This window comes from Chryseobacterium foetidum (assembly GCF_025457425.1).
Taxonomy (GTDB): domain Bacteria; phylum Bacteroidota; class Bacteroidia; order Flavobacteriales; family Weeksellaceae; genus Chryseobacterium; species Chryseobacterium foetidum.
Genome location: NZ_JAMXIA010000001.1, coordinates 3513367 through 3537162, shown reverse-complemented (window position 1 = coordinate 3537162; position 23796 = coordinate 3513367). Strand labels below are relative to the sequence as shown.

Below are 23796 nucleotides of genomic sequence, written 5' to 3'. Positions count from 1 at the left end.
CGAAAATTCAAAATTTCTTAACGCCTTCGCTTCCTATGTCGTTAAAACTACGTGAAAAGACTTGAGAATTTGAATATTATATACTAAACCATATTTACATCTCGCTTAAAATTTGCTCGCAAATCCTTAATAAAACTTAAGAATTTAATGACCTTAATGGTTTAAAATTGTTCAAATTGAATTTCCATTTAAAAAATCAATATTTCTTTTCAGACCCGCAAATTTTGTACGTTTTACAGGTGATTTTCTAAAAATTTCAGAGAATAATTCCTGAGTAATTTCCTTCCACTCCCCTTTTTTCAGGTTTTTAAGGAAATCATTTGGTTTAAATTTAGACTGATTGTGCGGAGCGGCAAAACGATTCCACGGACAGACATCCTGACAGACGTCGCAGCCAAACATCCAGTCATCCATTTTATCTTTAAAATAATCAGGAATTTCGTTTTTCAATTCAATTGTTGCATAGGAAATGCATTTGCTTCCGTCTATAAGTTTATCGGAAATAATAGCGTCCGTTGGGCACGCGTCGATACATTTTCTGCAGCTCCCGCAATGGTCGGTTGTAGGATAGTCAGATTCAAGTTCGAGATCACAGATAATTTCAGCTAAAAAGTAAAACGAACCGCTTTGTTTTGTAATTAAATTGGCATTTTTCCCAACCCAGCCAATTCCTGATTTTTTTGCCCAGCTCCGCTCCAAAACAGGCGCTGAATCTACAAAAACACGAAAAGCAAACTCCCCTATTTCTTCCTGAAGTTCAGCAACCATGTCTCTCAAAATTTCTTTGATGACTTCATGGTAATCTTCGGCATAGGCGTATTTTGAGATCTTAAAATTGTCTAAGGTGGAGATTTTTTCTTGAGGAAAATAATTATAAGACAGTGAAATAACAGATTTCGAACCTTCCACCAACAATCTCGGATCAAGCCTTTTGTCGAAATGATTTTCCATGTATTTCATTTCGCCATGGTAGTTATTTTTGAGCCAGTTTTCGAGTGGTCTGGCTTCCTCTTCCAAAAATTCCGCCTTCGAAATGCCACAATCCTGAAAGCCAAAACTTTTTGCTTTGGATTTGATGAGCTGACTGTATTTTTCGGCGTTGGCATTCATTATTTACCTTGCAAAACTAAGATTATTTTATAAATTTGTGTGACTTTGATTTTACATTAATTAAAGCATCCATAAAATCATTTTATCAACATTAAATACACTAAAATTATGTCATTGGAAGAAGTAATAAAATCCGGAAACTACGAGTTAATCGACGTTCGTGAACCTATGGAACTGGAAATGGACGGAAACATCGAAGGTGCTAAAAATATCCCTTTGGGCGAGGTGGAAGACAGACAGGATGAAATTCTTTCTATCGAAAAACCGGTAATTCTTTTCTGCAGAAGCGGAAACAGAAGCGGAAAAGCGTTGGAATACCTTAATTCTCAAGGTTTGAAAGAAGGTTACAACGGTGGCGGATGGGCTGAGTTGAAATCGGCTTTGTAAAATGTAAAGGGAACTGAAAAGTTCCTTTTTTTTATTTGTTCTTTTGTCTTGAAACAAAAGAACCAAAAATTCAAGACTTGGAAACTCCGGCTAAATTTTTAAAATATTTCCTAAAACTTCCAAAACTCGGGCGGACAGACGATTTATTTCTCAATTTGCTTTTTTGCCGCCACTTAAACAGTGGAAGTTTCTTTACGGAAATATTCTAAAATTTCTTTACGCCTCCTTTTCCTATGTCAAAAACCATATAACATTTTTATTTTTTACTATAAAAACTAAAATTCAATGGTGCTGAAAAACATATTTCTTGAGATTTCACAAAACTACAGTTCAGATAAGAAACTGACTGAAGAATTTTGGACAGAGATTGAAACACAGTATTCAAAAACTTCAAGACACTATCATAATCTGGAACATCTTGAAAACATATTCTCGGAACTGGAAGAAGTGAAATCTGAAATTACAGATTTTGATTTAATAACATTTTCAGTTTTCTACCATGATGTAATTTACAAATCGACTGCAAAGGACAATGAGGAAAAAAGTGCTGAATTGGCAGTTGTAAGATTGAAAAACTACAATCTTTCTGATAATCAACTTCAAAGAATAAGTAAACAGATTTTAGCTACAAAAAAGCATGAAAAATCTTCAGATCAGGATGTCAATTTTCTTACAGATGCCGATCTTTCAATTCTGGGAGCAGACCGAAATACCTATCAAAAATACACGGAAAAAATCCGTAAAGAATATTCAGTTTATCCGGATTTCCTTTACAAACCGGGACGCAAGAAAGCACTAGTGCATTTTTAGAATTCGATTTTATTTTTAAAACCACGCATTTTAGAAATAAATATGAAAATATGGCGAGAGAAAATCTGATTTGGGAGATTAAAAATTTGCCTTTGTCTTCTTGATATGATTTTAAGAAAAAAAACGGACTTCTTTCGATGCCCGTTTTAAATATATTCTTTCGTTGGATAATTATCCCGTTAAAAATCTAAGATTTTTGCCATCCCTTTCTTAAAGGGGAATTTGACGACTATTTTATGATTACAGCGTTTCTTTTAGCCAATCAAAAAACTCTCTCTGCCAAACCAAACCATTTTGTGGATGAAGTACCCAGTGATTTTCGTTCGGAAAATAAACAAATTTTGATTTTAACCCTCTCAGTTTTGCAGCCTGGAAAGCTTCCTGACCTTGTTCGTATCCAACTCTGAAATCAATACCACCCTGAAAAATCATGATGGGTTTGTTCCACTTATCAACAAAATTGCTTGGGTTAAATTCTGTGTACGCTTTCGGTAAGGGTTTTTCCCATGGAGAACCTAAATCCCAATTCGCAAACCAAAGTTCTTCGGTTGTTAAATACCACGATTTCATATCAAACAAACCATCGTGAGCGATAAAAGTTTTGAATCTGTTGTTGTGAACTCCGGCTAACATAAAAACACTGTAACCACCGTAACTCGCGCCAACTGCTGCTACCCTTTCACCGTCAACATACGGTAACGTTTTGGCAAAATCTGTTGCTGATAAATAATCTCTGATCGGTTGTCCGCCCCAGTCTTTTGAAATTTCTTCGTTCCATTTTGTTCCCCAACCCGGCATTCCTCGACGGTTTGGTGCTACCACAATATATCCGTTGGCTGCCATTAATGCAAAATTCCATCTGGTGCTGAAGAATTGGGTTAATGCTGATTGCGGACCGCCCTGACAATACACTAAAGTTGGATATTTTTTGTTTGGATCAAAATTCGGCGGGTAATGAAACCATACTCCCATTTCTTTTCCGTCTGTTGTTTTCACCATTTTCAATTCAGATTTTCCCTGTGCTAATTTTGCATAAGTATCTTTATTGGCTTCGGTAATCTGCTTTAATTCTCCATTTTTCAGATTAACCGAGAATATTTCTGATGCATGATTGATGTCTGTTTTTGAAACTAAAAGTGAGGTTTTTTGGTCTGCAAAAATTTCATTCACATCAAAATCACCTTTAGTAATCTGCTGAACTTTTGAATCTTTAGGATTTAAAGAAAACAACTGCTTCGTTCCTCTGAAAGCCGCTGTAAAATAGATTGATTTCGAATCTCCGCTCCAGAAAACATCGCCCGAAACAGATTCATCCCAGGCTTTTGTTAAGTTTGAAGTCTTGCCAGATTTCCAGTCCATCATTTTGATGTCATTTTTGTCGGCTTCGTAGCCGTCTCTTTCCATACTCTGCCACACCAAAGATTTTCCATCCGGACTGAATTTTGGGTTGACGTCGTAGCCTTTATTCGTTTCAGTTAAATTTTTAGTTGTTCCCGAAGCCAAATCGTATGAAAAAATATCGGTGTTGGTGCTGGTAGAATAATCCTTACCACTTTTTGGTTTAGTCACATATAAAAGTTGTGAAGAATCCGGACTGAAAACGAAATCTTCAGCGCCACCGAAAGGTCTTTGCGGAGAATCCCAGGTTTTTCCTTCCAGCAAATCTTTCGCAGAATCTACGTTTGACGAAATGTTTACGACAAAAACGTGATTGTATTTTCCTTCATTGAAATAATCCCAATGTCTGTGATTCAAATCTGTATAAACCTGCGCAGTCGTTTTTGGAGTATCGGAATATTTATCTTTTCCCATTAATTTCTCCACCAAAACCTGTTTGCTGAACGCAATTTTCTTTCCGTCCGGAGAAATGACAACATTGTCCACCTCGCCGATGGTGTAAAATTCCGTCCACGTTTTTCCGCTGTCTTTTGAAAGGAAAATTTTGTCGCCTTCCTGCGCATACAGACCGTTTTTATCCCACTGAACGAGTGCTTTTTTTCCTAAATCAATTTTAGAAGCCTGATTATTGACAGCATTTAAAAAATAGTTTTCGTTTTTTGTTTTTTCAGTTTTTAAATCGACCTGTCCGACTTTATAAATCAGCGAACTGTGGTCGGGAGAAACTGCCTGAACTCCAACTTTCTTTAAAGTCCAGAGAATTTCAGGAGTCATTACCTGTTGTGCATTCATTAAAAGAGGTGCTGCCAAAGCAAGCAGACTGTGTTTTAATTTCATATAATTTTCATTTTAAAAGAATTTATGAACATAATATTCATTAATTCTCATTTAATTCAAAGATTGCCAAAGTTAATATTTAAAATAAAATTGAGCGAGGAAATCGTGGATTTAGTTTAGTTTGAACATTAATTTCCAGCGATTATTTTCACAAATGTCATAAGCAAATTTAAAAACCCTGCCAGCGTTCTGAACGCTGGCAGGGTTGCATCATATTAGAATTGTATCTAAATTATTTAATCTTTGTCAGCAAACATTGAATTCGCCAGAGATGTAATGATAGATAGCAAAATACTGAAAATAAATGCCCACCAAAAGCCGTCGACTTTCATGGAATCAATAAAATAATCAGCTACCAAAATAATGATTGCATTGATGACCAAAGCGAAGAATCCTAAAGTAATAAGCGTCAACGGAAGTCCGAAAAGTTTTAAAACTGGTTTTAGAATTAAATTTAAAACACCTAAAACAACAGCGAAAATTACAGCTCCGGTAAAGCCGTCGAAATGCACACCTGAAAGCACTTTTGTTAGTAGAAATGCTACGATTGCGGTGATGAAAAGTCGAATGATTATGTTCATATTTTTAATATTAATTGTTCTTTTGTCTTTAAATCAAAGATTCGACGAAGTCAAACAAAAGAACCAAAAATTCAAGTCTGGATTTCTCAGCTAAAATTTAAAAAAAACTCCTAAAATTTCCAAACTCGGGCGGAAATTACGATTTTTAATCATAAGAATTATTGTTGCCGCCACTCAAACAGTGGAAATTTCTTAACGGATTTTTTTTCAAATTTGACTACGTCGAATCTACGATTTCTTAACGCCTCGAACTCCTAAGTCATTAGAAAATTTTGATTGATTTTAAATTTAATGGATTTGCTTTAACAAAATTTATTCCAATAAAATTTATTTTATTTTCATCATAGTTACAAGAGAAGTTGCAACGTGACTTTCTGATGAATGATTTTCATTAACAGTATAAATTTCTGTGCGAATAACAGAGATTTTTGAGCCACCTTTTACGACAAACGCTTTTGAAACCAAAGCATCGCCGATGGCAGGACGGAGATAGTTTACTTTCAATTCGACTGTCACTACATAGACATCTTCAGGATAATGGCTTACTGCTGCGTAACCTGAAGAAACGTCTACCAAAGAAGCAATCATGGCACCGTTAAACATTCCGGCAGTTCGGGTCATCATTTCCATTTTTGGAATTTTAATGGAAAAGAAATCGGTTTCCAGTTCAAGAAGTTCGGCGTTGTAGAATTTCAACGTTTCTGAGCGGTTGAAACTGTCGGTCATGAGTTTTGTTTTTTCGGGAGACATGTTGGATTTAGGTTTAAGGTTTTACAAATTTCTTCAAATTATTTTAAAATAGTCTTTTTAGTTTTGCTTATTATTACCTCCTATATTTTTTATATTTGAAAAAAATTCTTTCTGGTAAAACACAAATAAACTTACTAAAAATGATTGAAAACGAAATAGAAGAAAAGATTTTAAAAATTTTCAATGAAAAGCGGGAAAAGCCAAATACAAGTTTTGACGAATCTCACTTTCTGGATTATTTAACTTTTCCACCTAAAAATAAAGGTCAGATTAAAAATTCATTTAAAGGTGTTCGTAGATTTTATAGATTTATGGATAGTCTAGAATTGGAATTTTCAATTTGTTTTACACTTTCAGACTTAGACAATCCTTATTATAGTACTACCCAATTGACAAAAAAAGTTCAGGAAAGAATTAATAAAAGAAAAGGAAATCTAATAATTATAAAACAAAGAATATCGGATAAGGACAAATATTATATTGAATTTTTATTAATTTTAATCTTACTATTTTCTTATCTAATTTTTAAAATCCATTGGATTCCCATCCTTTTAACAATATTATTTAGCCTATTTATTTATTGGATAACGGCAAGCAAAATCTATAATAGGAAGCACAATAAAAAAGTATTTAGAGCTATAACAAATCAAAAATAAATATTGTATTCACTTAAATTAAAATCATTACTACTTTTACTATAATAACACTTTGAAAGTCATCAAACATTTCAAACCAAAATCCCCTACCTTTGCAAAATGGAATTAGAATCTATTTACAAAAAACTGCAGATTCAGGATATGAATCAGATGCAGAAATCTACATACAAAACTACGGAAAACAATACCGATGTTGTTTTACTTTCGCCTACGGGTTCGGGAAAAACGCTGGCTTTTTTGTTTCCGGTTCTTAGGAATTTAAAGAAGGAAGCAACGGGAATTCAGGCTGTAATTTTGGTTCCGGCAAGAGAACTGGCTTTGCAGATTGAGCAGGTTTTCAAATCGATGGGTACCGATTTTAAGGTGACAGTTTGCTACGGAGGTCACGATAAAAAGATTGAAATGAACAATCTTAAAGAAGCTCCTGCTGTATTAATAGGAACTCCCGGAAGAGTTGCTTATCATCTTAAAAATAAAAATATTGAAGTAAAAACCATTAGAAATCTGGTTTTAGACGAATTCGACAAGGCTTTGGAATTAGGCTTTCATGAAGATATGGAATACATTATCGAAAACATGTACAATCTTTACCAAAGAATCCTGACTTCAGCAACTCCGATGGATGAAATTCCGAAGTTTACCGGTTTAAAAGATGAAAAAATCGTTGATTTCTTAAAATTAGGAGAAAATAAACCTGATATTCAGCTGAGAAAAGTGATGACGATTTCCGAGGAGAAACTCGACACTTTATTTCATTTGATCTGTAAAATCGGAAATAAAAGAACGCTGATTTTCTGTAACCACAGAGAAACCGTTGACCGTATTGCCGATCTGCTTTTGGATAAAGGAATCGCCAGAGAAACCTTCCACGGGGGAATGGAACAGGACGAAAGAGAACGCGCCTTGCTGAAATTCAGAAATGATACGGCAAGAGTTTTAATCACAACCGATTTGGCGGCGCGTGGTTTAGATGTTCCTGAAGTCGAATCGATTGTTCATTATCAGTTGCCGACTACGGAAGATGCTTTCATCCACAGAAACGGCCGTACAGCGAGAATGAACGCCAAAGGTTTTGCTTATCTTGTAATGACTGAGGAAGAAAAATTTCCTTTCATCAGAAAAGATACTCCTGAAGAATCGGTAAAAGAATTTTCTAAAGTTCCTGCGAACCCGCCATTTCAAACGATTTACATCAGTGCCGGAAAAAAAGATAAAGTCAATAAAGTAGATATCGTTGGTTATTTACTGAAAAAAGGAGAATTACAGAAAGAAGATTTAGGTCTGATTGAGGTGAAAGATACAACGTCTTACGTAGCAGTTTCGAGAACCAAAGTAAGAGAGTTACTAAAAAAATTAAGCACCGAAAAATTAAAAGGTAAGAAAGTAAAAATGGAGGTGGCTTATTAGGCTGAGGCAAAGGTTAAGGCTGAGCAACGCAACCTTGACCTTAACCTTAACCTTAACCTATTTCATAGCAGACGTTTTTGTCGGTAAAGTGTACACCGATTTTGAAGCGGTAATAAACAGGATATTATTTTTTTCCCCACCGAAAGTTACGTTCCCAGTCCAGTCTTCAGGGATTTTGATGTGATGAACTTTTTCTCCTTTGTTGTTGAAAACAGTTACACCATCGCCCGTCAGGTATAGATTTCCTTCTTTGTCCAGAGTCATTCCGTCTGAACCCATTTCACAGAATAATTTCTTTTCAGAAAGTTTTCCATTTCCTAAAATATCATAAACATACGTTTTTCCGGCATCAATATCTGAAACATAAAGTTTCTTCTGACTTATGCTTCCTATAATTCCATTGGGTTGAGTGAAAGTCTCAAGCTTGGAAATTTTTCCTTCCTTATTTCTGTAGTATAAATTTTTCTCAGGAATTTCTACTTTAAAGTTCTCCCAGTAATCTCTTGGATACAACGGATCTGTAAAGTAAATTCCGCCATTTCCATCGAGCCAGAGATCGTTGGGACCATTTAATCTTTTCCCTTCAAAACCTTTAGATAAAACTGTAACCGATTTATCTTTTTTGATTTTCCAGATTTCGCCTTCGTTGTCTGAACAGGTAATTAAATTGTCGTTTTCATCGAAATAAGTTCCGTTGGCACGACCTGTCTTGTCTAAAAAGAGCTCGATTTTATCTGTTTTCCAGTTCCAGACATAAATTTTATCGTTAGGCTGGTCTGTGAAATAGACATTTCCTGCTTTATCGGTTGCGGGACCTTCGGTAAATTTAAACTGATCTGAAACTAATTTCGGTTCGGTGTTTTCAAACATAGCATTGTAATTTGTTGATTGGCAACCTTGAAATACCAAAAACAAACCAACCAGCCCTCCAATCATTATATTTTTCATTCTTCTGAATTTAAAGTTTACAATTTACGATTTGTGAAGTGGTTTAAAAAATAATTATCTTTGGAAATTCAGTTTAAATCAAAAAGAAGGATTTCTTGCGAAAACTTTGACAAAATTATCGGCATTTTGCAGAAAACTTTGACAAGGTTGTGAACAGCAAGAGCTCTACAGACAAAATTAAGGGAATGAAGATCAATTTACCAGACAAACTCTACTATTCTATTGGCGAAGTCGCCAAGGCATTTGACGTAAATACTTCATTGATAAGATATTGGGAGCAGGAATTCCCAATCATTAAACCTAAAAAAAATAAAAAAGGCAACCGCTATTTCACTCCGGAAGACATCAAAAATCTGCAGATCATCTATCATTTGGTAAAAGAAAAGGGTTATACACTGGACGGTGCAAAAATCGCACTAACCACCAATTCTAAAATTTCTGAGACCGTCACTTTGATTGACCGTTTAGAGTTTGTGAAAGCTGAGTTATTAAAACTCAAAGATTCGCTTACAGAAAGGGATTCCGAATAATTTCTAAATTTTTACATAAATTAATCATCATATATTGAATTTTGAATTGAAATAATTCTTAATTTTAATTCATGGTGCGAAAAAATTATTACAAAAAGATTGCAATTCTTGCAATGCTGTTGGCGGTTCTGTCGATGTACAGCAAATACGCCAAAAGTACAGATGAGAAATTCCCCGAACTTAGATTTACGACTGAAACTCCTAAGTCAAGACCTCTTTCTGAGTTTGATCCAAACGAACTTTCGGCCGATCAGTGGCAAAAACTGGGATTTTCTGAGAAACAGACCGCTACAATTTTAAAGTATAAAGAAATTGTTGGCGGAAGATTCATTTCCAAGGAGCAACTTAAAAAATGCTATTCTATTTCTGAGGAAAAATTCAGTGAAATTGAATCATACATTTTGTTGCCGGAAACCAATAGAGAGGGAGAACTCACCAACTTTGAAAACAGAGATTTTAAAAAGAAAGAACTTAACATTGCTGGAAAATTCAATCCTGATCATTATTCTCAATCGAACTGGGAGAGTATGGGTTTTTCTGAAAGGCAGGCCGAGGCAATTTTGAAATATAAAAAGTTTTTAGGCGGAAGTTTTGTAAGTAAAGAAAAATTCAGAGAGTGTTTTATTATCAGTGATGAAAATTATCTGAAACTTGAGCCTTATCTCATTCTTCCGGCAAAAACCCCCGAAAATTTTGCTAAAAACAGATTTAAGAAAGATACCATTAGAGAAAAAATTAACTACAAACCTTTCGATCCAAATACTCTGGATAAAGAAGGCTGGCAAAATTTAGGTTTTTCTGAAAAACAGGCAAATGTAATTGTCAATTACCGTGACAGAAATCTCAAAGGCAGTTTCAAAAGTTTGGATGATATTAAAAACTGTTTCGTCATTAATGAAGATAAATTCAATGAGATGAAACCTTACATCAAGCTTGCTCAGGTAAAAAATGCTTCAAAATCTGAAAATTTTAAAGAGACCGATTTCGCCAAAACAGATTTAAATTCAATTACATTTAAACAACTTTTAGAGTATGGCTTTGATGAAAAAGCGGCCGGTTCACTCGTTGGTTTTCGGAAAAAACTGGGAGGATTTGTTACCAAAGAACAGATCCTGGATACTTATAATATTGATAAGGAACTTACTCAAAAGCTAGTCAGTTCGGCTCCTCTCGATGTTTCCAAGGTGCAGAAATATTCACTTACAGAAGCTCCGGAAGAATGGCTGAAAAATCATCCCTATTTCAAATATTCTGCAGATAAGATTATTTTTTACCGAATGAGTAATCCCGATGACAGAAAAATATGGAAATTTATCAAAGTAAAACCTGAATATGAAGCGAGGATGAGGCTTTATGTGAAATAACAACTGGCTTTAGTTTTGATTCCATTTTAAAAATAAAATCAAATAGTATGATTTCGAAAATAATATTATGCTTAGGCATTTTGTCAGGTCTGGCCTTTTCCACTCCAAGTGACATTAAGACAACTTCCAAATATGAAGTCACCAGTCCGAAACAGGAAAAAGTACCGAAAACGGTTATTATTAAAACTAAAAAGTTTAAAATAAAAATTGACAAACAACCCAACGGAAATTATCTCTATCAGTCCTGGGGAGCGAATACGAAAATATCTGCCAAGCCAGCGATGATTATTTCCGACGGAGATGTCATTCCGGATGGATCAGGAGGAAATTATTATTTTGAATTTAATAATAACGGAACCCTTTATCAGGTTTGGAGAAATTATCTTACCAGTTCTTCTAAAAAAGCACCGTACACATTGGTGGTAATAGATAATAATGGCGAAACTATCGTAAGACAGGATGCGCAGGTTGTGAAAAATTAATTTAAAACAAAATCAATAATAATTCCTAATTTCACGATTAGGAATTTTTTATTTTAATCAAATCAAAATGAATTTTACAGTAAAGGCAAATTTAACAGACATCATATCCAGGGAAATTTTTCCTGCTGAAGTATCTGTGGTAAACCGAAAAATTGCTTCAATACAAAGGATTGACGAGCAGTTAGACTCGTACATCCTTCCAGGCTTCATCGATGCGCACGTTCACATTGAAAGCAGCATGCTCGTCCCTTCAGAATTTGCCAGAATTGCCGTAAAACACGGAACTGTGGGAACCATTTCCGATCCGCATGAAATTGCCAATGTTTTAGGAATTTCAGGTGTTGATTATATGATTGAAAATGCCCGGAAAGTTCCGTTTCATTTTTATTTTGGGGCTCCTTCCTGTGTTCCGGCTACAAATTTTGAAACGGCAGGTGCTGTGATTGATGCTGATGATATCAACCAATTATTGAACAGAAAAGAAATCGTCTACCTGGCTGAAATGATGAATTTCCCTGGTGTTATTTATAAAGATGAAGAAGTTTTAAAGAAAATAGATTTTGCTAAAAAGCATAACAAACCCATTGACGGTCACGCTCCGGGATTGATGGGCGAAGGCATGAAAATGTATTTCGATGCCGGAATTACCACTGATCATGAATGTTTCGGTCACACCGAAGCTTTGGAAAAACTGAAACATGGTGTAAAAATTATGATCAGGGAAGGAAGTGCGGCAAAGAATTTCGACAGTTTAATTCCACTTTTGAAAGATTATCCTGACCAGATCATGTTTTGTTGTGATGATAAACATCCCGATAATTTAATTGAATCTCACATCAATGATCATGTAAAACGTGCTTTAGCAGCTGGTTATGACTTATTAGACGTGCTTCGTGCAGCTTCTTACAATGTCGTTAAACACTACAATTTACCAATTGGTTTATTACAAGTTGGTGACAACGCAGATTTTATTGAAATTGATAATCCAGAAGATTTTAATATTTTAAAAACCTACATCAATGGAGAATTGGTTGCAGAAAACGGACGATCTTTCCTTCAGTCTGTTGAAGCTCCGATTGTGAATAATTTCAACTGCAGTTTAAAGCAACCTTCTGATTTTAAAATTAAAAATGAGAGCGATACCATTCGGGTGATAGAAGCACTTGACGGACAGTTGATCACGCATGAAATTCACGCACAATCACTTGTGAAAAATGGTTTTGCGGAATCCAATATTGACGAAGATATTCTGAAAATTGCTGTAGTCAACCGATACAATGATGCGCCTGTTGCGACTGCCTTTATTAAAAACATTGGTCTAAAAAGCGGAGCTATTGCATCCTGTGTTGCCCACGACTGCCACAATATTGTTGTTGTCGGGACAAATGATAGTGATATTTGTAAAGCTGTGAACGCCATCATCAAAGCAAAAGGGGGAATTTCTTTAGCTACAGAAACCGAAGAATTGATCTTAGAATTACCCATTGCAGGGATAATGACCGACCTTCCGGCTGAAGAGGTGGCTGAACTGTACATAAAACTGAATCAAAGAGCCAAAGAATTGGGCAGCCAATTGAGAGCGCCTTATATGAGTTTATCTTTCATGGCACTTTTAGTCATTCCTGAATTAAAACTGAGTGATAAAGGTTTGTTTAACGGGAAAAGTTTTGAGTTTACAGATGTTTTTGTAAGTTAAGATTGAGGTTTAGGTTAAATTTAAACTTAGGTTGAGGCTAAAAAAAACACCTGCAAAGATTGGCTTTTACAGATGTTTTCTTGTGAAATTAAAAATCAAAAGTTTAGAATCTTAATGCTTTTTAAAATCTTGATTTGATAAAATTATATCCATTACGGTAAAAAAGGTTTTCCATAAAGACATCCATATTGATCTGGTCTGACCATATTTTGGCATCACTAAGATCTTCCAGAAAATTTCTGAAATGTAGACTCGTATAATTTCTAAGTTTAAATATATCTTTAACAGTAGGCGTAACTCCGAATGGACTGATCAAGCCGTCATAATCTGTACCGATGGTAATATGCTTTTGAGCAGTTTCGATAGAAATACCGTTGTTTACACAGACCTGAAAATAATGCTTCAGATGATTGAAAAAATGACTGTATTGGAAATATTCGTCGCCCGGGCTGTCTTCTGCTTCCTTTACAGTAAGGTAATAATCATCTGAAACCTCCAGTCTGTTCACAGGCTTTTTAAGTCCCAACGAATCCCATTCAGCTTTTGAAAAATATTCCTTATCGAGCGCAGCATCATCTGGATTACTTCCTGAGTTATCATTAGAAAATCCAAGAATTCTTTTATCAAGTGAAATTCCAATTACGCCTTTGTTTTTAACAATCCAGGCGATTTCCTCGTCAAAAAGGTTAATTGATGAAGCATTAAACCCAGGGAATCCTGGTCGCATCGGATTACTCTTAGCATTAATCGGTTTAGCAATATCAAGACTCCATGTTCCGTGTTTTTCAGTTTTAAAATCAATGAATTTTGTCCAGTCTTTAAATGTAATTCCTGTAAATCCGGCATGCGTACAAACCACAGGCTGAACACCGTTAAATTCTCCGGCATCAATTTTATTCATTAAATCTTTTCTGGATTTATAGCTCATGTGTTTTACATCCACGCAGATTTTTCTGTCAAAAATTCCCTGAACAACTTCTTTGCCATCGTTTTCAAGTCCGTTACCCTTGGGTACAAAAGGCTCAATGTTCGCAACCTGCATCCCGAAAGCATGGTTGCATAGACTTGACTGTTGAAGATGCGTCAAGTTGATGGAAAGAATATTCACTTTTTCGAGCACTTTATCTAAATTTGACAGAATTTCGGCTGGCTTATAAGTATGTGTTGCGTCACAATAATTATTTTCGTCAACTAAAGAATGACAACCTTCAATGGTAAAGAAGATATTTACTTTATTTTTAGGAAGTGGATTATTAAAGCTGTTTTTTGTAAGAATATTGTATGACGACGAGGCCCGCAGATATTCTCCCAAAGTTCTCTCCATTAAAAAACCGGAAAAAGGTTTGTAGGTATTGTCAGCAATGCTTTTGAGCAGAGTCTGTGAAAGTTTAAACTGTGCTTCTTTTTTAAGATTTTTGCGCAAAGGATTCACCACTTCGGCAACATATTTTTCAACACTGTAGAGAGTTGCACCTACAACCACTTCATCTTTAAACTCCGCAAGCTGAGAATGATTGGTCTGTGTCTGAACCACATTTCTGAGCTCTGAGCACCAGTCTGGGATTGCTCCCAAATCGTTTTTAGAAATAAATGAATCAATATTTGGTTCGTCGCTAAATAATTGCTTCAAAATCGGATGACAGTGGAAGTCGAAGTATTTCATAATTATTGTTTTTTGGTTGAGATAAAGTTAGTCAGTTATTTATTCCTCTGCAATAACCCTTTTGTGGAATTTAGATTAAAAAAACCACAGACAAAATCTGTGGTCGCTTTATGTTGTGTGAAACTCTTAATTATTAATATACTTTTCAAAAATTTTAGAAAAATCTTTCTGAGTGTATCTGTCGAAACTGTTGGTGTTCCATGCAAAGATATATTCGTTGATTGCCTTTAATTCCTGACTTTTTGAAACGTTTTCCTGCTTTCCTGAAGCGACACTGCCGATGGCTTTCAAAATACTGTCATTAGAAAAATTCAACAGTGAATGATTGTGATGAACTTCCTGCTGAATTGCCAATAATGCTTTGTACAAATCTTTCAGCTGATCAATCTGAGCTTTCGCAACGCTGATCATTAAAGGAACATTCCCGATATTGAATGAAATTTCAGCATCAAGATCGATGGTTCCCGCAGTTTGCAAAGTCAAATTCGAAAATGGAAACTGGTAGTATTCGTATCTTCTTAAAACCCTTTTTCTGTCGATTGCACTTGCACCGTCAATGTGAATTAAAGCTCTGTTGGTGAAGCAATATTCGTCTCTACGGGATTTAATCAGAAAGAAAATTTTCTCATTGTCTTCAGATAAAATATAATCATCAGAATCTACTTTATCATAATCCTGAGCAGGAATAATTTTACCAATATCTCCCAGTCCTAAAGCTTCCGCAGCTAATTTTTTAAACATAATTTTATTTTAATTTGTAGTTTATTGATGGAATAAAATTAAGAAAATAAGTGAAATAAAAGAGAAAAATTGTTTAGGAAAAACAAAAACCACAGACGAATCTGTGGCTTGAATATTTAGAATAAAAATTTCTAATTAAATGTGAATCACTTCACCATAAGCAGCTGCAGCAGCTTCCATAATGGCTTCAGAAACCGTTGGATGCGGGTGAATAGATTTGATGATTTCGTGTCCTGTCGTTTCCAGTTTTCTTGCAACAACAGCTTCAGCAACCATATCGGTAACGCCTTCACCAATCATGTGGCAACCTAACCATTCGCCATATTTAGCATCGAAAATTACTTTGATGAAACCATCTGTATTTCCGTTTGCAGTGGCTTTTCCACTTGCAGAAAGAGGGAATTTCCCAACTTTGATTTCGTAACCTTTTTCTTTAGCCTGCTTTTCGGTAAGACCAACAGAAGCTACCTCAGGGTGACAGTAAGTACATCCAGGAATATTGCCATAGTCGATTTTCTCAACATGCATTCCTTTGATTTTTTCTACACAGGTAATTCCCTCAGCAGAAGCAACGTGTGCCAAAGCCTGAGTCGGGATAATATCTCCGATGGCGTAGTATCCAGGAACTGAAGTTTCGTACCATTCGTTCACCAAAACTCTACCTTTATCTGTTTGAATTCCTACTTCTTCAAGACCGATGTTTTCGATGTTCGCAGCAATTCCCACAGCAGATAACAGGATGTCAGCTTCAAGAGTGATATTTCCTTTTTCTGTTTTTACAGTCGCTTTCACACCGTTTCCGCTTGTGTCTACGCTTTCAACAGATGCGTTGGTCATAATTTCGATCCCTGTTTTTTTCAAAGATTTCTCGAGGTGTTTTGAGATTTCTTCATCTTCTACGGGAACGATGTTTGGCAAGAATTCAACAACAGTTACTTTCGTACCCATTGTGTTATAAAAATCAGCAAACTCAACTCCGATAGCTCCCGAACCTACAACGATCATAGATTTTGGTTGCTCAGGAAGAGACAATGCCTGTCTGTATCCGATAACTTTTTTACCGTCTTGTGGAAGGTTTGGCAATTCTCTTGAACGCGCTCCTGTAGCAATGATAATGTTGGTTCCGGAATACTCAGTTACTTTACCGTCTTTATCGGTTACAGAAACTTTTTTACCTTTCTGAACTTTAGCAGTACCAAGAATTACGTCGATCTTGTTCTTTTTCATTAAGAATTCGATTCCTTTGCTCATTTTAGAGGCAACACCACGGCTTCTCTGGATCACATTCGGAAACTCAAAACTCGCTTCCACTTTGTTTAAACCATAATCTTCAGCGTGATTGATATAATGAAAAACCTGAGCAGATTTCAACAAAGCTTTCGTTGGAATACAACCCCAGTTAAGGCAAATTCCTCCTAAATTTTCTTTCTCGATAATTGCAGTTTTAAAACCCAACTGTGCTGCTCTGATTGCTGTAACATATCCACCAGGACCACTACCGATGACAATAATATCGTAATTCATTAGTTTAAAATTTTATGCGAATTTAAGGAAAAATATTGGATGTTTTGCGTTTCAGCAAATGGATGTGAGCACGTTCGGAAAAAAGTCATGTGGATTTTCACCGATAACTAAAAAAGAGAACACATTTGCATTCTCTTTTTTCTGTTTTCACTTTAATTTAAAATTATCTTGCAGCTCTGAGAAGTTTCTTCTCATTCTGATATCTCAGATTCAAAGCCTTCAGCTGCTCATTTTTCATTTTCTTCGTTGCCAGCGGATGGTTCATAATCATTTTCTTTTCTGTTCGGTATCGTTTATCCAGTTCACTCGCTTTACTGTTTGTCAATTGAGTTTTTGACGGATGCGGCGGTGGCGTAGGACGAGGTGGATGTCTCTGTGCTAAAGCTGTAGTAGATAATCCTACGACTAAAAGTGCTGATATTAAATACTTTTTCATGACTTTACATTTTAATAATTGAATCTCTTTTAAAGAAAATCAATTGTATTTTAAAAGAAGTATTACAGATTTCATACCACATTTTGATTGCTGAATTTATCATTTTATCTAAATTAAAATTAGGAGTGAAATTATTTTTTATTGTGTGCCACTCTCCATACAATCCCGCTTACATCATCAGCAACGAGAATCGAACCGTCGGCGATTTGCAGTACTCCGACAGGTCTTCCGTACACGTCACCTTTCTCTTCATTCGCAATAAATCCGGTTAAAAATGGCTGATACGGTCCTGAAGCTTTTCCGTTGGCAAAAGGAACAAAAGCGACCTGATAACCCACCAACGAGGAACGATTCCAAGAACCGTGTTGCCCAATGAAAGCTCCGTTTTTATATTTTTCAGGAAACTGATTTCCTGTGTAAAACGTAAGTCCTAAAGAAGCAGTGTGCGATCCCAACGGAACATCCGGAACAATGGTTTTTGCAACCAAATCAGGTTTTTCACCCTTTCTTCTGGGGTCTTCATTTTTTCCAAAGTAAGCGTAAGGCCAACCGTAAAACTGATCGCGTTTTACACTGGTCAGATAATCCGGAACGAGCTCATCGCCCAATTCATCTCTTTCATTTACGACCGTCCACAGTTCTCCGGTAGAAGGATTCCAGCTCATTCCGACAGGATTTCGAAGTCCGGATCCGTAGATTTTTTCTCCGCTTCCGTCAGGATTGACTTCCAGAATATTGGCTCTTCTCACTTCATATTCCATTCCGTTTTCGCCGACATTGCTTCCGGAACCAACGGAAATATAGATTTTAGACTGATCTTTATTGGCAATTAAATTTCGCGTCCAGTGATTATTGTAACCTCCCGCTGGCAGGTCAACAATTTTCTTTCCCGCCTGTGTAATTTTCGTATCAGCTTCTTTGTAAGGATAGACCCAAAGTCCATCGGTATTGGCGACATAAAATTTATCTTTAATGATCAGCATTCCGTACGGCTGATTTAAATTATCAAGAAAAACGGAAGATGATTCTGCAACGCCATCTTTGTTGGCATCTCTGTACAAAATAATGCGGTTCGCAGATTTCCCGCCGACCTCAGCATCACTTTTTCCGCTGATGTCATTTTTAATTTTTTCGGTTTTTGTTCTTTCAGAGTTGGAAAGTACTACAAAGATATCGCCGTTTGCAGCCTGAATCATGTTTCTCGGACTTTTAATATTTTCCGCAAAACGCGTTACCGTAAATCCTTCAGGAGCTGTTGGCGTCTTTCCTGCTGGCCATCCGATGACGTTGCTGAATTTGTTTTTAGCACCTTTCTCATCTGGCGCGGGAAGTTTTAAAGTATCTGTTTTGGTCACCACTTCGGTTTCTGAAGTATTCTGATTTTTATTTTCCTTACAACTGAAACACAGCACAGCGACTGCCGGTAGAAGATATTTTTTCATAAATTTAATGATGTGATGTGTGAGAATTATTTTGCACAAAAGTTGCAAAAACCGTTCCCTAAAAGAAAATGGTTTTACATTGTTGAATTAGAATTTTATATAATTTTTTAATTTAACGCAAAGTCAGACAAAAAATTTTTAATATGGGCTGCTGTTAAGATATACAAAGGCGTAAACTAAATCAGGAAATACTATTTTTTTTATCATTACAGCTAATCATCATATTTGATCCAAAACACTATTCCACCTCAATATTTTGTTTTAGCGGAAGATTTTTTGATGAATTTCCAACCATGATTCTGTACGTTCCCTTTTCCACGATCCAGTTCATTTTTTCGTCTAAAAACTGAAGTTCTTTGACCGGAATTTCAATTGAAACTTCTTGTGATTCGCCGGATTTTAGATATACTTTTTGAAATCCTTTCAGTTCCAGAATCGGTCTGGAAACGGATGCCAGCAAATCTTTTACATACAACTGTACCACCTCACTTCCGGCTTTTGAACCTGTATTTTTAACTTTAATTTTGGCTACAATCGTTTCATTTTCATTAAATTTCAATTTGTTTAAATGTAAATCAGATATTTCAAAAGTCGAATAACTCATTCCAAAACCAAACGGATACAAAGGCTCGCCACTCAAATCGTGGTAATCATTTCCCCGCCCGGTCGGATGATGATTGTACGTCAGAGGCAACTGCCCTTCCTCAATTGGAAATGTAACAGGCAATTTCCCTGAAGGATTTTCTGCTCCAAAAAGCACTTTTGCTACGGCATTTCCGCCTTCTTCGCCGGGATACCAGACATCTAAAATCGCTCCGACTTTATCTTTCCAATCTGTCGTTTTTATCGCTGAACCTCCAACCAAAACCACAGTTGTCGGCTTATTTAATTTTGAAACTTTATGTATAAATTCTTCCTGATTTCCAGGTAAACTCAGTGAAGAACGATCCTGAAATTCACCTTCATGAATTCCCGCGGTAACGATGATGTAGTCTGCATCTTGAGCCAATTTTAACGCTTCATCAAAATCCTTTTGGTAATTGTTTAATCCATAATTCCAGATCAATTCAATATTTGCTTCTCCTCTGTTTTCATGGAACTCAATCGCAATATCATAGTTCTGACCTTTGACAAAATCAACATCGAAAGTTTTAGTTGAATAGCTCAGCTTTTCCCAGTTGTCGATAATCAGTTTTCCATTTAAAAACAATCTGAAACCATCATTTCCACGAAGTCCCAATTGATATTTTCCTGAATTCGGAGCTTCGAGTTCTCCTGTCCAACGAACGCTGTAATTGTCCGGCTGCAGTTTTTCAGGATTTGGGGAATATAAAGTCCATTTAAAATTCAATTGTTCGTCTTGTTTTTGAAACGCAGGATTTCCTTTTAAATCAGAATTTGAAAAGTATTTTCCATACAAACCTTTTTGATTTTCGAAAGACAGAAATTCGGACGGAATCGTTTTAAACTCCTTCAAATTCCAGTCAATCCCCTTAGAATAGATAATTTCAACATTTTTATTTTTGACGAAATTTTTAATTCCGTCCAAAATGCTCACCTTTTTATTTCCAGGTCCGAAATAACCACCCAGTCGAGCATCAACAGCATCAGTTCCGACAATTAAAATCTTCTTTACCTTTTCCGAAATCGGAAGTGTCTGATTATTATTCTGAAGTAAAACAAAAGATTCAATCGCTGCTTTTTCCGCTAAAGGTTTGTGATTTAATTTCTTTAATTCATTGATATTTTTATCTGAAACGTACGGATTTTCAAACAAACCCAGTTCAAATTTCGCCCTCAAAACTCTCGAAACCGCATCATCAATTCTCTCTTTAGAAATTCTTCCATCCAAAAACGGTGGCATAAACAATTTGTAATGATTGTATTCTGTCTGGAAAATCACATCAAGCCCCGCATTCATCGCCTGTGCAGAAGCATCATCGTAATCTTTTGCTGTAAAATGCAGCACATTTGCACCTCCCACCGCACTTGCATCGCTGATGACAAAGCCTTTAAAATCCCATTCTTTTTTTAGTTTTTCGGTCAGCAACCAATGATTTGCCGTTGAAGGTCTTCCATCCAACAAATTATAAGAAGTCATCACCGAACGGCTTTTTCCCTGCTGAAAAGCTTTTTGGAAAGGAACCAAATGCGTTTCCTCCAGATATCTTTTGCTCCAATGAATCGGATAAGAATCCCTTCCACCCTCACCAACATTCGCCAAAAAATGTTTAGGAGTAGTAATTATTCCCTGATTTTCAAATGAACTGACGAAATTCACACCCATCACGGAAGTCAGAAACGGATCTTCTCCGTACGTTTCTTCTGTTCTCCCCCAACGAACGTCACTTGCCAGATTCACCACCGGAGTCAAAATCTGACGGATTCCTCTCAGTTTTGATTCTTTTGCAATCGCCGTTGAAACCTCTTTCATCAACTCAGAATTGAACGTCGCCGACAAACCGATCGCCTGCGGAAAAGCCGTCGCCCCTTCCCGCATCAAGCCGTGCAAAGCTTCATCAAAAGGGATAATCGGGATTCCCAATCGGGATTCTTCCACAAAATATTTCTGAATGGCATTGATTTTTTTCGCCAGTCTTTCCGCATCTTCATTGGCATTGTATTTCAGCAATTGTCCGGCAACCCCGCCACCCTGATTTCCTGCACTCACCTGCAATCCAAAAATTCCATGTGAATATTGACCTTTCGGAACGTTGTCCAAATCGCCGGGAATCATGAAGCATTGCCAGAATTTTTCTTCGGGCGTCATGCGTTTCAGCAAATCCTGAACTCGTACTTCTACCGGTTGTTTTGGGTCTTTGTATAAAGGTTTTTGTGCTGAAATAATTACAGAACATAACAATGAAATTGCAATTAATTTTAATTTAAACTTCATTATTGTGTTATTTGAATTACAGTTGAATATTTCAATTGAGCTCGTTCATTCGGTAAAGTAATTTCAATTGAATTTCCTGATTTTTTCCACTGAATTTTATGTTTTAAACCTAAAACTTTCAAAGATTTTGGCTTAAAGTTATCAGGAATTATAAAGCTTAAAGTAGATGGTGACTGATAGTTTGCTTTTTCATCCAAATGAAAAACATTCAGCGTTTTACCGTTTTTGCTTTGGGTATAATAAAAATTTCCGTCGTGGTAAGGTGCAACCGCTCTTGTTGCAAAAACCGCCGATTGATTATGATCCATCCAGCCGGAAATTTCCTTAAATCTTTCATAAACAACCGGATCGTAATCACCATTGGGTCCGGGCGCAATGTTCATCAGATAATTCCCGCCTCTTGAAATAATTTTCACCAAAGTTTCAATGATTTTTTGAGACGATTTATAATTATCATTAGGAACATATGAAAAGGAATCTCCCATCGTAATGCAGCTTTCCCATGGAATCGACAACGCTTTTTCCGGAACAGCCTGTTCGGGTGTCACGTAATTTTCCCATTTTCCGGGAACAGTGCGGTCGACAACGACGATTCCGGGCTGGTTTTTCCTTGCCATCATTCCGATTTTATCCATGTCAATGTCCTGTTCGACCTTTATGGTTCGTTGCCATTCAACACTTGGATCGATCGTGTGAAACGGGCGAACCCAGCCTCCATCGAGCCAGAGAATGTCGATTTTACCGTAATTGGAAGTGATTTCGTTGAGTTGATTGAATGTGAATTTCTTAAAACTGTTCCATCTTTCAGGATATTTTTTCGGGTCGTAGTTTACATTCCTGTCTTTTGGTGGAAAATACGGCCACCAATAATCTTCGGAATGCCAATCGGGTTTTGAGAAATAAGCTCCGATTTTAAAACCGTCTTTTCTGAAGGTATTGAAAATCTCTTTCGTCACATCCGCTTTGGGGTTTTTGGAAAAAGGAGTTTTGGGAGAAGTAATTTTGTAATCAGATTCTTTGGTATCAAACATCGCAAAACCATCGTGATGCTTTGTCGTGAAAACCACATATTTCATTCCCGCTTTTTTTGCAGCATCAGCCCATTTTTGTGGATTAAACTGAGTGGGATTGAACGTTTTCTGCAGATTTTCGTAGTTTTCTACATATTCACTGTACGATTTTCCATGTTCGGGCTTTCTTTTCGTCCAGTCTTCATCTTCCGGACAAAGGCTCCAGCTCTCCACAATTCCCCACTGGCTGTACGTTCCCCAATGCATAAAAAGTCCGAATTTTAAATCCTGCCAGTTTTCAAGATTCTGTACAACCAATGGATCTGTCGGTTTTTGATAACCGTCTGAAACGTTGTGTGCCTGTGAAAAAAAGGTGGAAGAAAGTAATAAAGAGGAGAGAAAAAGAGTTTTCGTTTTTGATTTGGTGAACATTAAGTTTAGTTTTTGCTAAATTAATGTTTCATCACAAAAGGCGCAAAAGTTTTTTGACACATGAGTCACATTAGTTTTAGTTTAAATGATTGAGAATATTTTAGAGCACATGAGAGTGAAAATCTGAGATTTTCCGGGAGAGCAAACCATGTCGAATATCTGGACAGAGAATCTATAAAATTAACTGCAAAAGTTTTTTGACACATGAGTCACATTAGTTTTTAGTTTAAATGATTGTGGATATTTCAGAGCACATGAGAGTGAAAATCTGAGATTTTCCGGGAGAGCAAACATGTCGAATATCTGGACAGAGAATCTAAAAAATTAACTGCAAAAGTTTTTTGACACATGAGTCACATTAGTTTTAGTTTAAATGATTGAGAATATTTAGAGCACATAAGATTGAAAATCTGAGATTTTCTGTGAGAGTGCAAAGAGGTTTGTTTTAATTCTAACAGAATTCTGTGAAAGGACAAACACACCTGTTTTAACTTAAACAGATCTATGTTTTAGTATAAACACCCTTGTTCTAACGCTCATGGAATTGCATTAAAGGACAAACACCCCTGTTTTAATTAAATGTCAAATGATTTTTAATTAAAACAGCACTGTTTGGACTTAATGTAAATTGATTTTAAGTACAAACACACCTGGTTGAACTCAATGTAAGTTTTATTTTAATACAAACACACCTTT

General features: G+C 36.1%; 20 protein-coding genes. 8 read left to right on the top strand and 12 right to left on the bottom strand.

Annotated features, from left to right (window positions below; genetic code table 11):
• Positions 1–171: 171 nt before the first annotated feature.
• Positions 172–1110 carry a tRNA epoxyqueuosine(34) reductase QueG gene (queG, locus tag NG809_RS16350; protein ID WP_262152339.1) on the bottom strand — a complete coding sequence of 313 codons (939 nt, stop codon included), beginning with the start codon at positions 1108–1110 and terminating at the stop codon, positions 172–174.
• Between the two features lie 108 nt (positions 1111–1218).
• Between queG and NG809_RS16345 the strand changes: the two genes are divergently transcribed.
• Both NG809_RS16345 and NG809_RS16340 read left to right on the top strand, forming a co-directional pair.
• Entirely contained in the window at positions 1219–1497 is a 279-nt protein-coding gene (locus NG809_RS16345; protein WP_056078334.1) for a rhodanese-like domain-containing protein, read from the top strand.
• A 285-nt stretch (positions 1498–1782) separates the two neighbouring features.
• Complete coding sequence (locus tag NG809_RS16340) at positions 1783–2307, top strand: HD domain-containing protein (RefSeq protein ID WP_262152338.1); 525 nt, start codon at positions 1783–1785, stop codon at positions 2305–2307.
• Positions 2308–2547: 240 nt separating this feature from the next.
• On the opposite strand, the gene NG809_RS16335 is transcribed toward NG809_RS16340, so the two are convergent.
• From NG809_RS16335 to NG809_RS16325, 3 genes are all read right to left on the bottom strand, one after another.
• A complete protein-coding gene (locus tag NG809_RS16335) occupies positions 2548–4542 on the bottom strand; it encodes a S9 family peptidase (RefSeq protein ID WP_262152337.1) in 1995 nt (664 codons plus the stop codon).
• Positions 4543–4778: 236 nt separating this feature from the next.
• Entirely contained in the window at positions 4779–5123 is a 345-nt protein-coding gene (locus NG809_RS16330) for a phage holin family protein (RefSeq protein WP_262152336.1), read from the bottom strand.
• A 327-nt stretch (positions 5124–5450) separates the two neighbouring features.
• Positions 5451–5873: a PaaI family thioesterase gene (locus NG809_RS16325; protein WP_262152335.1), complete on the bottom strand. Its 423-nt coding sequence runs from the start codon at positions 5871–5873 to the stop codon at positions 5451–5453.
• A 140-nt stretch (positions 5874–6013) separates the two neighbouring features.
• Here NG809_RS16325 and NG809_RS16320 point away from each other — a divergent pair, with 140 nt between their 5' ends.
• Together NG809_RS16320 and NG809_RS16315 are read left to right on the top strand one after the other, a co-directional pair.
• On the top strand, positions 6014–6529 hold the full coding sequence (locus NG809_RS16320) for a hypothetical protein (protein ID WP_262152334.1): 516 nt from the start codon (positions 6014–6016) through the stop codon (positions 6527–6529).
• Between the two features lie 99 nt (positions 6530–6628).
• Positions 6629–7936 carry a DEAD/DEAH box helicase gene (locus NG809_RS16315; protein ID WP_262152333.1) on the top strand — a complete coding sequence of 436 codons (1308 nt, stop codon included), beginning with the start codon at positions 6629–6631 and terminating at the stop codon, positions 7934–7936.
• 57 nt (positions 7937–7993) lie between these two features.
• Here NG809_RS16315 and NG809_RS16310 read toward each other — a convergent pair whose 3' ends face one another.
• Entirely contained in the window at positions 7994–8884 is an 891-nt protein-coding gene (locus NG809_RS16310) for an SMP-30/gluconolactonase/LRE family protein (protein WP_262152332.1), read from the bottom strand.
• A 185-nt stretch (positions 8885–9069) separates the two neighbouring features.
• On the opposite strand from NG809_RS16310, the gene NG809_RS16305 reads away from it, so the two are divergent.
• The 4 genes from NG809_RS16305 (at position 9070) to ade (ending at position 12956) form a co-directional block, all read left to right on the top strand.
• On the top strand, positions 9070–9414 hold the full coding sequence (locus tag NG809_RS16305; protein ID WP_056078312.1) for a MerR family transcriptional regulator: 345 nt from the start codon (positions 9070–9072) through the stop codon (positions 9412–9414).
• Between the two features lie 71 nt (positions 9415–9485).
• Entirely contained in the window at positions 9486–10778 is a 1293-nt protein-coding gene (locus tag NG809_RS16300; protein WP_262152331.1) for a helix-hairpin-helix domain-containing protein, read from the top strand.
• Between the two features lie 47 nt (positions 10779–10825).
• A complete protein-coding gene (locus NG809_RS16295; protein ID WP_262152330.1) occupies positions 10826–11260 on the top strand; it encodes a hypothetical protein in 435 nt (144 codons plus the stop codon).
• Positions 11261–11327: 67 nt separating this feature from the next.
• Complete coding sequence (gene ade, locus NG809_RS16290) at positions 11328–12956, top strand: adenine deaminase (RefSeq protein WP_262152329.1); 1629 nt, start codon at positions 11328–11330, stop codon at positions 12954–12956.
• Positions 12957–13077: 121 nt separating this feature from the next.
• On the opposite strand, the gene NG809_RS16285 is transcribed toward ade, so the two are convergent.
• The 7 genes from NG809_RS16285 to NG809_RS16255 all read right to left on the bottom strand — a co-directional run bounded on the left by NG809_RS16285 (position 13078) and on the right by NG809_RS16255 (position 23100).
• On the bottom strand, positions 13078–14619 hold the full coding sequence (locus NG809_RS16285) for a membrane dipeptidase (protein ID WP_262152328.1): 1542 nt from the start codon (positions 14617–14619) through the stop codon (positions 13078–13080).
• Between the two features lie 126 nt (positions 14620–14745).
• Positions 14746–15360: a PH domain-containing protein gene (locus tag NG809_RS16280; RefSeq protein WP_262152327.1), complete on the bottom strand. Its 615-nt coding sequence runs from the start codon at positions 15358–15360 to the stop codon at positions 14746–14748.
• 135 nt (positions 15361–15495) lie between these two features.
• Positions 15496–16884, bottom strand: coding sequence for a dihydrolipoyl dehydrogenase (gene lpdA, locus NG809_RS16275; protein ID WP_262152326.1), 1389 nt, complete (start codon positions 16882–16884; stop codon positions 15496–15498).
• A gap of 163 nt (positions 16885–17047) precedes the next feature.
• On the bottom strand, positions 17048–17320 hold the full coding sequence (locus NG809_RS16270; RefSeq protein WP_262152325.1) for a hypothetical protein: 273 nt from the start codon (positions 17318–17320) through the stop codon (positions 17048–17050).
• Between the two features lie 131 nt (positions 17321–17451).
• Positions 17452–18762 (bottom strand): PQQ-dependent sugar dehydrogenase, encoded by a 1311-nt coding sequence (locus tag NG809_RS16265; RefSeq protein ID WP_262152324.1) that lies wholly within the window; start codon positions 18760–18762, stop codon positions 17452–17454.
• 238 nt (positions 18763–19000) lie between these two features.
• Positions 19001–21658 (bottom strand): glycoside hydrolase family 3 N-terminal domain-containing protein, encoded by a 2658-nt coding sequence (locus NG809_RS16260; protein ID WP_262152323.1) that lies wholly within the window; start codon positions 21656–21658, stop codon positions 19001–19003.
• Complete coding sequence (locus NG809_RS16255; protein ID WP_262152322.1) at positions 21658–23100, bottom strand: alpha-L-fucosidase; 1443 nt, start codon at positions 23098–23100, stop codon at positions 21658–21660. The genes NG809_RS16260 and NG809_RS16255 overlap by 1 nt, the downstream gene beginning before the upstream one ends.
• Positions 23101–23796: the final 696 nt, after the last annotated feature.

Coding starts and splice junctions, on each gene's coding strand:
- queG (WP_262152339.1), bottom strand. CDS start 1,110: ATGAATGCCAACGCCGAAAAATACAGTCAGCTCATCAAATCCAAAGCA.
- NG809_RS16345 (WP_056078334.1), top strand. CDS start 1,219: ATGTCATTGGAAGAAGTAATAAAATCCGGAAACTACGAGTTAATCGAC.
- NG809_RS16340 (WP_262152338.1), top strand. CDS start 1,783: ATGGTGCTGAAAAACATATTTCTTGAGATTTCACAAAACTACAGTTCA.
- NG809_RS16335 (WP_262152337.1), bottom strand. CDS start 4,542: ATGAAATTAAAACACAGTCTGCTTGCTTTGGCAGCACCTCTTTTAATG.
- NG809_RS16330 (WP_262152336.1), bottom strand. CDS start 5,123: ATGAACATAATCATTCGACTTTTCATCACCGCAATCGTAGCATTTCTA.
- NG809_RS16325 (WP_262152335.1), bottom strand. CDS start 5,873: ATGTCTCCCGAAAAAACAAAACTCATGACCGACAGTTTCAACCGCTCA.
- NG809_RS16320 (WP_262152334.1), top strand. CDS start 6,014: ATGATTGAAAACGAAATAGAAGAAAAGATTTTAAAAATTTTCAATGAA.
- NG809_RS16315 (WP_262152333.1), top strand. CDS start 6,629: ATGGAATTAGAATCTATTTACAAAAAACTGCAGATTCAGGATATGAAT.
- NG809_RS16310 (WP_262152332.1), bottom strand. CDS start 8,884: ATGAAAAATATAATGATTGGAGGGCTGGTTGGTTTGTTTTTGGTATTT.
- NG809_RS16305 (WP_056078312.1), top strand. CDS start 9,070: ATGAAGATCAATTTACCAGACAAACTCTACTATTCTATTGGCGAAGTC.
- NG809_RS16300 (WP_262152331.1), top strand. CDS start 9,486: ATGGTGCGAAAAAATTATTACAAAAAGATTGCAATTCTTGCAATGCTG.
- NG809_RS16295 (WP_262152330.1), top strand. CDS start 10,826: ATGATTTCGAAAATAATATTATGCTTAGGCATTTTGTCAGGTCTGGCC.
- ade (WP_262152329.1), top strand. CDS start 11,328: ATGAATTTTACAGTAAAGGCAAATTTAACAGACATCATATCCAGGGAA.
- NG809_RS16285 (WP_262152328.1), bottom strand. CDS start 14,619: ATGAAATACTTCGACTTCCACTGTCATCCGATTTTGAAGCAATTATTT.
- NG809_RS16280 (WP_262152327.1), bottom strand. CDS start 15,360: ATGTTTAAAAAATTAGCTGCGGAAGCTTTAGGACTGGGAGATATTGGT.
- lpdA (WP_262152326.1), bottom strand. CDS start 16,884: ATGAATTACGATATTATTGTCATCGGTAGTGGTCCTGGTGGATATGTT.
- NG809_RS16270 (WP_262152325.1), bottom strand. CDS start 17,320: ATGAAAAAGTATTTAATATCAGCACTTTTAGTCGTAGGATTATCTACT.
- NG809_RS16265 (WP_262152324.1), bottom strand. CDS start 18,762: ATGAAAAAATATCTTCTACCGGCAGTCGCTGTGCTGTGTTTCAGTTGT.
- NG809_RS16260 (WP_262152323.1), bottom strand. CDS start 21,658: ATGAAGTTTAAATTAAAATTAATTGCAATTTCATTGTTATGTTCTGTA.
- NG809_RS16255 (WP_262152322.1), bottom strand. CDS start 23,100: ATGTTCACCAAATCAAAAACGAAAACTCTTTTTCTCTCCTCTTTATTA.